This window comes from Streptomyces sp. NPDC040432 (assembly GCF_055595445.1).
Genome location: NZ_JBVIVP010000002.1, coordinates 236,342 through 249,464 on the forward strand (window position 1 = coordinate 236,342; position 13,123 = coordinate 249,464).

Consider the following 13,123-nt stretch of genomic DNA (forward strand, 5'->3'; position numbering starts at 1 on the left):
CGGAAACGACTCAAGGCCCGGATCCCATGGGATCCGGGCCTTGAGCCTTCAGTAGCGGGGACAGGATTTGAACCTGCGACCTCTGGGTTATGAGCCCAGCGAGCTACCGAGCTGCTCCACCCCGCGTCGGTAAACCTCACTGTACGGGGAGGTCGACGGCAGATGCAAATCGGTTAACGGGTGCACCCGGGCGGGGTGCGCCCCGGGCCCGGCGGACCCGGATCGGGTGCCGGCGCGACCCGGGTCCGGATCAGGCCGAGAGCTCCTCGGCCAGCGCGTCACGCAGTCTGGCGGCCCGCTCCGACACCTCGGCCGGCCCCAGCTCCATGGCCCGCACACACCACTTCTGCCCCTCCGAGAGGTCCCCGTGACGGGCCGCGAGCAGCCCCAGCCGCAGGGCGGCCCGGCCGTGGCCGGCGACCGCCGCCCGGGTCCACCACAGGGCGGCCTCGGGCTCGCTGCCCTCACGGGCCAGCAGCAGCCCGAGGTTGAAGGCGCCGTTGCGGGAACCGGCCTCCGCCGCCTCCCGGTACCACCGCGCCGCCACGGCCAGGTCGCCGCGGGCGGCGGCCAGCATGCCGACGCGCACCTGGGCCCTGCGGTGCCCCTGCTCGGCGGCCCGCTCGTACCATTCCTCGCTCTCGGTCCGGGCGGCCCCGCCGGCCGGCTCGCCCAACGCCACCGGCTCGGGCGGCGGGGCCAGCGACTCCAGCAGGGAGGCCAGCCTGAAGGCCGCCTCCGCGCTGCCACCGCCCGCCGCGCAGCGCAGGTGCCGTTCGGCGGCGCGCTCGGCGCCGTCCCGCACGAGGGCGATGCCGACCTGGAGCGCCGCGTCGGTGTGTCCGGCCGCGGCGGCCCGCTCGTACCACTTCAGCGCCGTGCGGTCCTCGTCCCGGCTGGCGAAGAGGATCCCGAGGTTGAAGGCGGCGTCGACGCTGCCCGCCTCGGCCGCCTTGGAGAACCAGGGCTCGGCCCCGGCCGCGTCCCCGCCCTGGAGGAGCAGGATGGCGAGGGCGTTGGCGGCCTCGCGGTGCCCGGCGTAGGCGGCACGGCGGTACCACTGCTCGGCCTGCGCCGTCCGGTCCTGGGCGACGCACAGCAGAGCAAGGTTGTACGCCCCGTTCTGGTCGCCCGCGTCCATGGCGGCGCGGTACCAGCGCTCCGCGGTCTGGGTCTCCCCGCGGGCGGCGTGCAGGGCGCCCAGGGCGTTCGCGGCGTTGCCGTCGCCGTCCTGCGCGGCCCGGTGCCACCAGGTCGCGGCGCTCTCCTCGTCACCGGCGTCGCGCAGCAGGAAGCCGAGGGCGCAGGCCGCCCGGGCCTCGCCCTGCTTCGCCGAGCTCAGGTACCAGCGACCGGCCTCCTTCAGTTCGCCGCGGGCCTCCAGCAGGGCGCCCAGGTGCAGGCCGGCCCGCCGGTGGCCGCGCGCGGCGGCCTGCCGGTACCACTGCTCGGCCTCCTTGGGGTCGCCCTTGCGCAGGTGCCGCGCGAGCCGGTACGCCGCTTCGCGGTGCCCCTGCTCGGCGGCGGCCCGGAACCAGCGCTCGACGCCCTTGTCCCCTCGGTGTTCGAGGAGGTCGGCCAGGCCGTAGGCGCCCAGGGCATGGCCGGACTCCGCCGCCTGGCGCATCCAGTACTCGGCGGCCGGCTCGTCGCCGCGCTCGCGGTAGTGGCGGCCCAGGGCGTGCGCGGCGGGGGCGGATCCCGCGACGGCGGCGACCCGCCACCAGCCGGCGGCCTCGTCCGGGTGACCGCGCTGGTGCAGGAGTACTCCGAGGTTGTTCGCGGCGGCGCGGTCCCCTTCCCCGGTGGCGCCGCGCAGGTAGGGTTCGGCCCCGGCGAGGTCACCGCGGCGCAGGAGGAGGGCTCCGAGCACACTCATGGCTCCGGGGTCGCCCTTGTCGGCGGCCACCCGATGGCGTGCCTCCAGCTCGGCGTCGGTGGCTCCCTCGGCCTCTCCGAACGCTTCTTCCGCGAACGCCGCATCGGTCAGTGCGTTGTGCGCGTCAACGACCTGAGCCGCCCCACCGGCTTCCGTGACCGACTCGGTCTCCGCCCTCACAAACCGCCCTGTCTCCAGCAGAGTTGACCTGTCCCCCATAAATCCCATCGTCGCATCACCTGCTACCCGCGTACACCTGGTATGTCGCAGCCAGTGAGGTCACTACAGCGTTTTGTCGACATGCCCACAGAGAGACAAGTCAAACACGCTCCGGCCTCAACTCACCCGCCCCGGTGACCTCGTGTTCCCCGAATCACCCCGCACGGCCCCCACGCGCCGATCCGGGCATGACGAAGGCCCGGATCCCATGGGATCCGGGCCTTCGTCTTCAGTAGCGGGGACAGGATTTGAACCTGCGACCTCTGGGTTATGAGCCCAGCGAGCTACCGAGCTGCTCCACCCCGCGTCGGTGAAACCACAGTATCACGACGCGGGACGGAGCCATTACCGCGTTGGCGTCAGCCGCCCGGCTTGGGGGCCTGCAACTTCGCCTCGGCGTCGATCGCCCGCTTCAGCGCCGCCTCCAGGTCGTCCTGGGCCTTGCCGTAGGCGGACCAGTCGCCGGCCTTCATGGCCTTGTCGGCCTCCTCGACGGCCTTCTGCGCGTCGGAGAGGGCCGCCTTGACCGTCGGGTCCTGGGGCACCGGCTGCTGCGGCGTGTCACCCGGCGGCTGGTCCGGGTTCGTCGGCGTCGTCGGGACGGTCGGGGCCGCGGCCCCGAACACCACGTTCAGCGCCTTGTCGAGGGTGTCCTCGAAGGCCGTCTGGCCTCCGTAGGTCACCAGCACCTTGCGCAGCAGCGGGTACTTGAGCCCGGAACTGCGGACGTAGACCGGCTCCACGTAGAGCATGCCGCCGTCGAGGGGCACCGCGAGCAGGTTGCCGTACTCGATCTCCGAGTCACCACCGCGCAGCAGGCGGATCGACTCGGCGATCTTCGGCTCGGACTGGAACTTGCTCTGCACCTGTCCGGGGCCGTCCGGCGGCTTGCTCGTCGGCATCTTCAGGATTCGGATCTTGCCGTAGTCCGGGGTGCCCGGATCGGCGTTGACCGCCATGAAGGCGCTGAGGTTGGGCCGCTCGTTCGGTGTGAACGTCGTGGTGAGCGAGAAGACCTGGTCCTTCTCCTCCTGGCCCGGCATCTTCATCGACAGGTAGTACGGCGGGACCGCCGTGCCGGCCTTCGTCGTCGGGTCGTCCGGGACGGCCCAGGCCTCACTGCCGCTGAGGAAGGTCTGCGGGTCGGTGACGTGGTACCGGGTGAGCAGTTCGCGCTGGACCTTGAAGAGGTCCTGCGGGTAGCGCAGGTGGTCCATGAGCGGCTTGGAGATCTCGCTCTTGGTCTTGACCGTGCCCGGGAACGCCTTCATCCAGGTCTTCAGGACCGGGTCCTCGGTGTCCCACTGGTACAGGTTGACCGTGCCGTCGTACGCGTCGACGGTGGCCTTCACCGAGTTGCGGATGTAGTTGACCTGGTTCTCCTGGGCCACCACCGCGCGCTGGCTGTTGGTCAGCGAGTCCGCGGTGCTCCGCCCCAGCGTGGTCCGCGAGGCGTACGGGTAGCCGTTGGTGGTCGTGTACGCGTCGACGATCCAGACGACCCGCTTGCCGATGACCGCCGGGTACGGGGCGCCGTCGATGGTCAGCCACGGGGCGACGGCCTCGACGCGCTCCTTGGGGGTGCGGTGGTAGAGGATCCGCGAACCCTCGCCGATGGCCCCGGAGTACAGGATCTGCGGCTCGCTGAAGGCGAGGGCGTACGCGGCGCGGTTGACCGGGCTGTCGAGGTTGACGCCGGAGCCGCCCTTGTAGCTCGTCTCCTTCTCGCCCTTGTCGTCCGAGTAGTCGAGCTCCTTCTGCGGACCGCCGACGATCGAGTACTGCTTCGTCTGCTCGCCGTAGTAGATGCGCTGCTCGAAGTCCGTGCCGAACATGCCCTTGGAGGGCAGGTCGGCCTGGGTGAAGTCGGGGGCGCCGTCCTTGACGGTGGTGCCCTTGGCCGCGACCACGCCGTAGCCGTGCGTGTACTTGAAGTGGTCGTTGATCCAGTTGTTCTTCGGGATGCCGCCGATGTTCAGCTCGCGGAGCCCGATGACCGTGTCCTGGCCGCTGTACCGGTCCACGGCGAGCGTGGACGGGAAGCCGTAGTAGCCCTTGACCTGCTGGAGCTGCTGGAAGGCCGGGGAGACGATGTTCGGGTCGAGCAGGCGGACGCTGGCCGTGGTGTCGGCCGCGGACCGCAGCTTGGTGCGGTCCTCCGTCTGCGGGACGCCCGGGTAGTCCTTGACCTCGGACCCGGCGATCCCGTAGGCGTCGCGCGTCGCCTTGATGTTCTTCTCGACGTACGGCGATTCCTTGGCCTGCTCGTTCGGCTGGACCTGGAACTTCTGGACGATCGCCGGGTAGAGCCCGCCGATCAGGATCGCCGAGAGGACCATCAGGCCGAAACCGATGACCGGGAGCTGCCAGGTGCGGCGCCACAGGGTGGCGAAGAAGAGCACCGCGCAGATCGCCGCGATCGCCACCAGGATCGTCTTCGCCGGCAGGTAGGCGTTCGCGTCGACGTAGCGCAGGCCGGTCCAGTTGTCGGCGGCCTTGAAGTCGCTGGACTTCACCGCGAGGCCGTACCGGTCGAGCCAGTACGCGATCGCCTTCAGGGTGACGAAGAGGCCGAGCAGCACCGACAGGTGCCCGGTCGCCGCGGCGGTGGCGCGGGCCCCGGGGCTGGTCACGCGCAGGCCGCCGTACAGGTAGTGCACGACGACGGCGGCGATCACCGACAGCACGACCGCGGCGAAGCCGAAGCCGAGCAGGAAGCGGTACCAGGGCAGGTCGAAGGTGTAGAAGGACACGTCCAGGCCGAACTGGGGGTCCTTACGACCGAAGGGCACCCCGTTGACGTACATCAGCCAGGTCTTCCACTGGCCGGCCGCCGAGGCGCCCGCGATCAGTCCGACGATCACGGCGATGCCCAGGAGCAGCCACTTCTTGTACGCGGCGATGCTCATGCGGTAGCGGTCGAGGCTCTGCTGTTCCAGCGACATCGCGCTCAGCGGCGGCCGCAGCCGGTGCGCCAGCCAGATGTTCAGCCCGACCGCACCGGCCATCAGCAGGCCGAAGACGGCGAAGAGGCCGATCTTGGTCCACAGGGTGGTGGTGAAGACGGTGGAGTACTTGACGGAGCGGAACCAGAGCCAGTCCGTCCAGAATCCGGCGAACATGATGAACGCCATGGCCAGGACGGCCAGGACGCCCAGGGTCGTCAGAAGAGTCCGGGCGCGCCGGGAGGGGCGGCCGACTCTCATCCGTGGCCCGGAGGGGCCTCCGCCGCGGTCCGGCATCTGGAAAGCCAAGGTGCGCACCTCGAAAGTCGCTGAGTCTGGGTACTGAATCTGGGTAATGCGTCCGGTTGCTGCGCCCGCCGTGGGAGGAGCGGAGCCGGGCCCCCGATGGTAGGGCCCACTCTTGCAACTTACGGAGGCTTTAGTCAGTTCCCGGTAACCGGGGGAAAGGAGGCAGGATGTTGTCCATGTCCAACCTTTCGCCTTCCCCCGGCACGCCGATGGCCGCCACCCCGCTCACCCGTGCCGTCCTGGAGATCGACGAGTACGCCTCCACCCTCGGCTGGGACAAGCCGGCCCGGCTGTTCGCCCTGGTCGACACCGCCCGGCTGCGCAAGCAGGAACCCGGTCTCGCCCGCCAGCTCGGCCTCGACCAGGACGACACCGGCAAGAGCCAGCTCACCCCGATCGAGCAGGACTCCGTGCCGGCCGGGACCCCGCTGGACAAGTTCCTGGGAACCATCGCCTGGCCGGACGCGATCGTCGGCTGCGCGCTGACGGTCGAGCGGCTGATGCTGCCGCCGTCCGCCGAGGCGTCCGTCCCGGAGGGGTTGAGCGACAAGCAGCTGGCGAAGTGGGTCGCCGCGCACCCCGACCGTCAGGAGGTGCGGCTGACCGTGGGCGTGCTGCGCGACGGTTCGCGGGAGTCCGCCGTGCGGCTGCGGGAGAAGGACTCCTCCAACGAGGTGCTCACGGGTGCGACCCTGGTGCCGGGCCTCGCGGAGGCGCTGGCAGCCACCTTCCTCGACTAGGAGGGACCTGTTCCGGCGCCCGCCGGCCCCGCCGCTCCGCCGCCGTCAGGAGGCGGAGCACCTCGGGAGGCCGGCGGTGTCGCCCTTGGAGATCTTCTCCAGGGCCTTCGTCGCGTCGTCGATCGTGGAGACCTTGACCAGGGTCAGTCCGTCGGGCACGTGGGAGGCGGCGGAGGCGCAGTTGTCGGCCGGGGTCAGGAAGTATTCGGCCCCGGCCTGGCGGGCGCCGATGGTTTTCATCTGGATGCCGCCGATCGGTCCGACCTTGCCGCTGTCGTCGATGGTCCCGGTGCCCGCGATGAACTTGCCGCCGGTCAGGTCCTCCGGGGTGAGCTTGTCGACGATTCCCAGCGCGAACATCAGGCCGGCGCTGGGGCCGCCGACGTCGGCGAGCTTGATGTCGATCGGGAACGGGAAGGTGTGGTCGGTCCCGGCCCGGATGCCGACGATGGCGTGGCCGTCGTCCTCCGCCTTGCCCGCGGTGATCGTGATCTTCTCCGTGGTCGTGGGCTCGCGGTTCGCTCGTTCCGCCTCGGCGGCGTCCTTGGCGGGTACCACGATGAACTCGACCGGCTCGCCGGGCTTGTGCTTGGTGACCAGTTCGGCCACGTCGGCCGGGTCGGTGACCGGGGCGCCGTCGACGGACTTGATCACGTCTCCGGCGTGCAGCCTGCCCTCGGACGGGCCGCCCTTGACCACCGAGGAGACGATCACGCGGGCGTTGACCGGGATGCCGATCTGCTTGAGCGCGGCCACCTTGGCGCTCTCCTGCGACTGGCTGAACTCCTCGGCGTTCTCCTGCGTGGATTCCTTGTCGGTCTTGCCGTTCGGGTAGAGGTTCTCGTGCGGTACGACGATGTTGTCGCCGGCCGCCCAGCCGTACACCGCTTCCAGCAGGTTCATGTCGTAGTCGGCACCGGTGACGCGGACCGTGGTCATGTTGAGGTGGCCGGTGGTCGGGTACGTCTTGTGCCCCGAGATGTTCAGCACCGGCTCGCCGTGCGAGTCGCCGAGCGTGTTCACCGTGGGGCCGGGACTCATCTCGGAGTACGGGACCTTGATGAACACCCCGACGCAGAGCAGCGCGAACAGCATGAGGGTGGAGGCGAGCATCGTCGCGGTGCGGCGTGGCATGAATCGACAGTACGGGACGGTGTCGGAGGGCGGCCCCTGGGGCCGGTCCGTACGGGGGCCGTGCGCGGAACTCTCAGCGGATTCTCAGCGGGAGCACCGGGACGCTCAGACGGCGTCGGAACCGGAGTGCGCCTTTTCCTTCGTCCGGGCCTGATCGGCCTTCCCCATGGCCTCGCGGAATCGCGCGTAGCCGGCGAGTTCGGATATGTCGCCCTGGGTGCGGTCGCGAGCCGCCCAGCTGCCCCATATCGCGGCGCCGATCGCGGCGAACAGCGGAATGAGCAACCACGCCAGTGATGCCATGAACGTGCCTCCCTGCCCCGAAAGTACGTGTCGTTGGTGGCTTCAACGCTCGTGCCCGGAAAGGGGTTACGCAAATCGAGGGCGTGTTGCGCGGCCGAACGGGGGTGAGGCTACCCCCTTGCGGGGGAAGCCCCGCGTCCGGGGGGTTGGGAGGGCGAACGGTGGTGGTTCAGCAGGCGCCGACCCATTCCTCGGTTCCGTCGCTGAAAGTCTGGTGCTTCCAGATGGGGACCTCGTGCTTGAGGTCGTCGATCAGCATCCGGCACGCCTCGAAGGCCTCGCCGCGGTGCGGACAGGAGACGGCGACGACGACGGCCAGGTCTCCCACGGAGAGGTCGCCGACGCGGTGGACGGCGGCGAGGGCGCGGACCGGGTACTTCGCCACGACGCGCTCGGCGACGCGTCGCATCTCGGCCGCCGCCGTCGGGTGGCAGGAGTAGCCGAGGGAGTCGACGTCGGCGCCGCCGTCGTGGTCGCGCACCGTGCCGACGAACAGGGTCGTGCCTCCCGTCGAATCGTCGCCGACGGCCCCGAAGACCTCGTCGATCGAGAGCGGGGTCTCACGGATGTCGAGCAGCCGGATCGGGTCCGGAGCGGCCTGCTCACCTGGGTGGTCGAAGTGCGGTGCCATGTCATCCATCGTGCCTCAGCCGCTGACATGGCGGTATAGCCGATTCGCCCGGCGCGGGCCCGCCCGGTTGGGATCCTCCTACAGGAACGGGCCCCGCCGCGGGGCGTACGGACGTACCGGGCGGGCGTGTCCGGGCCGGACGCCGTGCGGGATCAGATGCCGCGGCGCTTGCGGGCGCGTCGGACGGCGGCGGCGGCGCCGAGCAGGGCGACCGTCGCCCCGGCGGCCCCGGCGGCCGTGGCCGCGTCCTTGCGGCCCAGCCGGCGGCCCGCGACGGTGTGCCGGCCCGACACCTCCTGGAGCAGCTCGGCCAGCACCTCCTCGTTGGTCCAGCGCGGCCGCCAGCCCGCCGCGTGCAGCCCGCTGACGCTGACCACCCACGGGTGCATCGTGTACGCGAGGTCCCCGGCCGGGGACGGGGTCAGACCGATCCGGTGGAGCCGGGCCGCGGCGCCCAGGGCGACGGCCGAGGGCAGCTCCATGCGCCGGATCCCGCTCAGCTCCTCGACCTCCTCCTGTTCCAGCCAGCCCTCGCAGCCGACGGCGAGCTCGCCCTCGGCCTTCTCCAGGGCCGCGTACTCCAGGGCGCTGACCAGGTCCTCGACGTGGCAGAACTGCCAGGTGGGCCGGGATCCCGCGACGACGAGCAGCCGCGGGGACTCGAAGTAGCGGGTCAGCGCGGTGTCGGTGCCGCCGACGAGGACCGCCGGGCGGACCACCGTCACGTTGAGGCCGGGGTGCGCGCGGGGGGCCCTGCGGCCGAGGCGCTCGATCTCCAGGAGGTCGCCCACGCCGGTGGCCTCGGCGGTGGCGCGCAGCTCGGAGTCCTCCGAGAGCGGGATGTCGTTGTCCGGGAGGGCCCCGTAGACCATGGCGGACGTGCACAGCACGACCCGGTGCACGCCGGCCGCGGCGGCGGCCGTCAGCACGGTCTGGGTACCGCGCACGTTGTACGCCGTACGGGTCGCGGGGTCGGTCTCCAGGTCGAGGTCCAGCGCCAGGTGGACGACGACGTCGGCGCCGCGCAGTTTCTCGGCGATGGCCGGGTCGCGGACGTCGAGGAGGTGCCAGTGGGCCTCGGCGCAGTCCCCGCGCCGCTCGTCGATGGCGACGACCTGCTTGACCTCGTCGGATGCGGCGAGGCGGGCCACCAGGGCCGCGCCGACGCCGGATGCGGCGCCGGTCACCGCGATCACCGGGCTGTGTCGTCGGGGTTCGGCCTGGTTTCGCGGCCGGCGAACGCCGGGGGCGCTGTCGCCGTGCTCGGGGCGGTTTTCGGCGTCGTGCGGCGCGCGAGCCTGCGGATCTGGGGAACTCACCGGGCGTCTCCAGCGGTTGTCTTCAGTAGGAACACGTCGTGACGCGTACCCACCAGGTGATGTCCATCCTGCCGCAGCCCAGGAGTCGGCGGAGCACCGAGCCCGTAAGCGGGTCAGGTGTCTAGGCTGGGTGGTGTTGCCGGACCATCGCCGTCGGCTCCCGCCGGCGGCCCTACGAGCCGAGGAAACCCGTGAGCGACACCCCATTCGGATTCGGCCTTCCGCCGGAGGAGCCGGAGAACGGCGACGAGGGCAAGAAGGGCGGCCAGGGCGGCCCCGCGAATCCGTTCGGGTTCGACCCCTCCGCTCTTCCGGGCGGCGCGGACAATCCGTTCGCCGCGATGTTCGGTTCGATGAACCCGGGCGACCTCGGCGCGGCGTTCCAGCAGCTCGGCCAGATGCTGAGCTACGAGGGCGGTCCCGTGAACTGGGACATGGCCAAGGACATCGCCCGCCGTACCGTCGCGCAGGGCACGGCGGACGGCGTGAAGGACACCAGCGTCGGCATCGCGGAGAAGTCCGCCGTCGAGGAGGCCGTGCGCCTCGCCGACCTGTGGCTGGACGGCGTGACGTCCCTGCCGTCGGGGGCCAACGCGGCCGTCGCGTGGAGCCGGGCCGAGTGGGTCGAGGCGACCATCCCGGTGTGGAAGGAGCTGGTGGACCCGGTCGCCGAGCGCGTCGGCGCCGCCATGGGCGGGGTGCTGCCCGAGGAGATGCAGGCCATGGCGGGCCCGCTGCTCGGCATGATGCGTTCCATGGGCGGGGCCATGTTCGGCCAGCAGATCGGCCAGGCCGTGGGCGTGCTCGCGGGCGAGGTCGTCGGCTCGACCGACATCGGTCTGCCGCTGGGGCCGGCCGGGCGGGCGGCGCTGCTGCCGCTGAACATCGAGAGCTTCGGCAAGGACCTCGGCGTTCCCTCGGACGAGGTGCGCCTGTACCTGGCGCTGCGCGAGGCGGCGCACGCCCGACTGTTCGCGCACGTGCCGTGGCTGAGGTCGCACCTGTTCGGTGCGGTGGAGGGCTACGCGCGGGGCATCAAGGTCGACACCTCGAAGTTGGAGGACGTGGTCGGGCAGCTCGACCCGTCGAACCCGGAGCAGCTCCAGGAGGCGCTGGCGGGCGGTATGTTCCAGCCGGAGGACACCCCCGAGCAGAAGGCCGCCCTGGCCCGCCTGGAGACGGCGCTCGCGCTCGTCGAGGGCTGGGTGGACGCCGTCGTGCACGAGGCGGCCAAGCCCCGGCTGACCTCGGCGGACGCCATGCGCGAGACCATGCGCCGGCGTCGTGCCTCGGGCGGTCCGGCCGAGCAGACCTTCGCGACGCTGATCGGCCTGGAACTGCGTCCGCGCCGGCTGCGCGACGCCTCCCGTCTGTGGGCCTCGCTCACCGACGCGCGGGGCGTGGACGGGCGGGACGGCCTGTGGGAGCACCCGGACATGCTGCCGACGGCCTCCGACCTGGACGACCCGGACGGCTTCGTGCACCGCGAGCAGCTCGACTTCTCCGAGATCGACAAGATGTTGGGCGAGGCGGCCGAGAAGCGCGAGCGGCCCGAGGACGAAGGCGACGAAAAGAAGTGAGCCTGCACGAAGACGCGGTCCTCGTCCTGAAGCGGTACGAGGACCAGCCCGAGCTCCGCGCCCTGTACCTGGAGCACCTGGAGGCGCATCCGGACGGGGTCTACAAGCCCTGCACCGCCGGGCACGTCACGGGCAGCGCGCTGGTGGTGGACCCGGTCCGGGGCCGGGTCCTGCTGACCCTGCACAAGAAGCTCGGCATGTGGCTGCAGATGGGCGGACACTGCGAGCCCGGTGACGCCACGCTCGCCGAGGTGGCGCTGCGCGAGGCCGTCGAGGAATCGGGGATCGCCTCCGGGCTGACCCTGGTGCCGGGTGGTCCGGTGCGGCTGGACCGGCATCCGATCCCGGCGCCGTGCAACTGGCACCTGGACGTCCAGTACGCGGCGCTGGCCCCGGCCGGTGCCGTTGCGGAGATCAGCGAGGAGTCGCTGGACCTGCGCTGGTTCCCGTACGAGGAGGTGGCGGCGGTGGCCGACACCTCGGTCGTGCGGCTGCTGGAGGCGACGCGGGCCCGTCTGGGCGACTGACGCGCGCGACGCGCGGGAGGGGCGGACCTTGTCGGGTCCGCCCCTCCCGCGCTGTGCGTCCGGGCCCGTCAGTTCCAGGCGTTGTTCTGGTTCTGGGCGTGCGCGCCGTGCTGGCCCATCCCGAACTGCGCCGCGGCGCCCTGTCCGACCTGGGCGTTCTGCGGCGGCAGCACCTCGCTGGGCTGCACGAGGGCGAAGCCGGTGCCGAGGAAGCTGAGTTCCCAGCCCTCTCCGGTGTTGCCGCGGCGGCGCCACACCCCGGCGGAGTGGGTCTGTGCCTGCATCTGGACGCGCAGCGAGGTCGACCAGGCGACGATCGCGTCGGCGTCGGCATTGACGTACTTGTCCGGGGTGACCTGCATCATCAGGGGCTGTCCGGAGGTCATCAGGGCGACCTTGCCGCGGCCGCTGATGTTCAGCTGGTACTTGCCGGAGCCGGAGATCCCGTACTGGCTGTCGACGGCGATGGCCTCGGTGTGCAGGGTGGAGTCGAGGGCCAGCACGTAGCTGCTGTCGACGGTGAGGCCGTCCTGGTCGACGTCCACGACGTGGACGTACTGGGCGAGGTTCGCCAGGTAGACGGTGCCCTGGCCGGAGCAGCGCATCAGGTCCAGGCCCTCACCGGTGCGGGCGCGGGCGTTGCGCTGGTTGCTGCTCTGGTACTCGCCGTCGAAGTCGACGATGCCCTGGTAGGCGACCATCGCGCCCTTGCGGGCGAGGACGTCGTCGGAACCGCTCAGGGAGACCCGCAGGAGCTGGGGGTTCTGGACGGTGTACCGGTCCTGGGACTGCGCTTCCGCGTAGCCGAAAAGTGCGCTCTGCATGATGTGTCCGCTCCCCCTCAGCCCCGGGTCCGGAGCCGGTCGGTGCTGTCCTCGCTGGGCTGTACGACGACGATGCCCTGGCCGGAGAAGGCCATCTGGTAGGCCTCCCCGCTGCCCCGGCCGATCATCGACGAGGCCTTGAAGCTGCGCTTCCCCTTGACCTTGAGGTTCGGGGACCAGGCGACGAGCGCGTCCGGGTCGACGTACGTCTCGTCGTCGCCTCGGCCGCAGTCGACCACGATGGGCGTGCCGCGGGAGGTGATCGCGACCCATCCGGTGCCGGAGATCTGCACGTTGAACAGGCCCTGGCCGGCGAACTTCGCCATGCCCTTGACCCGCTCGACGCCCCACTGGAGGTGGGCGTCGAAGGCGAGGAGGTTGGTGCCGTTGACGGACAGGGCGTCGTTGTTGAGGTTGATCACGACGACGTCGGCGCCGTAGTCGGCGAGGTAGAGCAGGCCGTCGCCGGTGGCCTTCATCAGCGGGGCGCCCTCGCCGGTCAGCCACTGCGAGGCCATCTGGCGGACGGCGGGCGGGTTGGGCTCGTACTGGACGAAGCCCTCGTAGGCGACCATCGAGCCGGTGCGGGCGAAGAGGTCCTGGCCGCTCTGCATGGCGACCTTGAGCATGGCCCGGCCGTGGTTCTCCATGCGGGCCGTGACGGGACCGGGGGCGTAGCCCGCGAGCTGCTGGTTCGTTGCGTTCATGGCGTT

Annotated in this window: 11 protein-coding genes and 2 tRNA genes; 3 read left to right on the top strand and 10 right to left on the bottom strand. The window is 71.1% G+C overall.

Features of this window, described 5'->3' with window-relative positions:
* Positions 1 to 52: 52 nt before the first annotated feature.
* The 4 genes from ACZ58N_RS04765 to ACZ58N_RS04780 all read right to left on the bottom strand — a co-directional run bounded on the left by ACZ58N_RS04765 (position 53) and on the right by ACZ58N_RS04780 (position 5,340).
* Positions 53 to 126, bottom strand: a tRNA-Met gene (locus ACZ58N_RS04765).
* A gap of 124 nt (positions 127 to 250) precedes the next feature.
* Complete coding sequence (locus ACZ58N_RS04770) at positions 251 to 2,107, bottom strand: tetratricopeptide repeat protein (protein ID WP_471155625.1); 1,857 nt, start codon at positions 2,105 to 2,107, stop codon at positions 251 to 253.
* A 224-nt stretch (positions 2,108 to 2,331) separates the two neighbouring features.
* Positions 2,332 to 2,405, bottom strand: a tRNA-Met gene (locus ACZ58N_RS04775).
* Positions 2,406 to 2,457: 52 nt separating this feature from the next.
* Positions 2,458 to 5,340 carry a UPF0182 family membrane protein gene (locus ACZ58N_RS04780; protein ID WP_471156541.1) on the bottom strand — a complete coding sequence of 961 codons (2,883 nt, stop codon included), beginning with the start codon at positions 5,338 to 5,340 and terminating at the stop codon, positions 2,458 to 2,460.
* Between the two features lie 179 nt (positions 5,341 to 5,519).
* Between ACZ58N_RS04780 and ACZ58N_RS04785 the strand changes: the two genes are divergently transcribed.
* Positions 5,520 to 6,092, top strand: a complete 573-nt coding sequence (locus tag ACZ58N_RS04785; RefSeq protein ID WP_471155629.1) for a PPA1309 family protein — start codon at positions 5,520 to 5,522, stop codon at positions 6,090 to 6,092.
* A 45-nt stretch (positions 6,093 to 6,137) separates the two neighbouring features.
* On the opposite strand, the gene ACZ58N_RS04790 is transcribed toward ACZ58N_RS04785, so the two are convergent.
* The 4 genes from ACZ58N_RS04790 to ACZ58N_RS04805 all read right to left on the bottom strand — a co-directional run bounded on the left by ACZ58N_RS04790 (position 6,138) and on the right by ACZ58N_RS04805 (position 9,479).
* Positions 6,138 to 7,226 carry a YlbL family protein gene (locus ACZ58N_RS04790; RefSeq protein ID WP_471155630.1) on the bottom strand — a complete coding sequence of 363 codons (1,089 nt, stop codon included), beginning with the start codon at positions 7,224 to 7,226 and terminating at the stop codon, positions 6,138 to 6,140.
* A gap of 105 nt (positions 7,227 to 7,331) precedes the next feature.
* Positions 7,332 to 7,529, bottom strand: coding sequence for a hypothetical protein (locus ACZ58N_RS04795; RefSeq protein WP_281211018.1), 198 nt, complete (start codon positions 7,527 to 7,529; stop codon positions 7,332 to 7,334).
* A gap of 169 nt (positions 7,530 to 7,698) precedes the next feature.
* Complete coding sequence (locus ACZ58N_RS04800) at positions 7,699 to 8,160, bottom strand: molybdenum cofactor biosynthesis protein MoaE (RefSeq protein WP_471155633.1); 462 nt, start codon at positions 8,158 to 8,160, stop codon at positions 7,699 to 7,701.
* A 152-nt stretch (positions 8,161 to 8,312) separates the two neighbouring features.
* Positions 8,313 to 9,479 carry an SDR family oxidoreductase gene (locus ACZ58N_RS04805; RefSeq protein WP_471155635.1) on the bottom strand — a complete coding sequence of 389 codons (1,167 nt, stop codon included), beginning with the start codon at positions 9,477 to 9,479 and terminating at the stop codon, positions 8,313 to 8,315.
* Positions 9,480 to 9,670: 191 nt separating this feature from the next.
* Between ACZ58N_RS04805 and ACZ58N_RS04810 the strand changes: the two genes are divergently transcribed.
* Together ACZ58N_RS04810 and ACZ58N_RS04815 are read left to right on the top strand one after the other, a co-directional pair.
* Positions 9,671 to 11,059: a zinc-dependent metalloprotease gene (locus tag ACZ58N_RS04810; RefSeq protein WP_471155637.1), complete on the top strand. Its 1,389-nt coding sequence runs from the start codon at positions 9,671 to 9,673 to the stop codon at positions 11,057 to 11,059.
* Positions 11,056 to 11,586, top strand: coding sequence for an NUDIX hydrolase (locus ACZ58N_RS04815; protein WP_471155640.1), 531 nt, complete (start codon positions 11,056 to 11,058; stop codon positions 11,584 to 11,586). The genes ACZ58N_RS04810 and ACZ58N_RS04815 overlap by 4 nt, the downstream gene beginning before the upstream one ends.
* Positions 11,587 to 11,654: 68 nt before the next feature.
* On the opposite strand, the gene ACZ58N_RS04820 is transcribed toward ACZ58N_RS04815, so the two are convergent.
* Positions 11,655 to 12,410, bottom strand: a complete 756-nt coding sequence (locus ACZ58N_RS04820; protein WP_471155644.1) for an AIM24 family protein — start codon at positions 12,408 to 12,410, stop codon at positions 11,655 to 11,657.
* 17 nt (positions 12,411 to 12,427) lie between these two features.
* Entirely contained in the window at positions 12,428 to 13,117 is a 690-nt protein-coding gene (locus tag ACZ58N_RS04825) for an AIM24 family protein (protein WP_471156543.1), read from the bottom strand.
* Between the last annotated feature and the right edge of the window lie 6 nt (positions 13,118 to 13,123).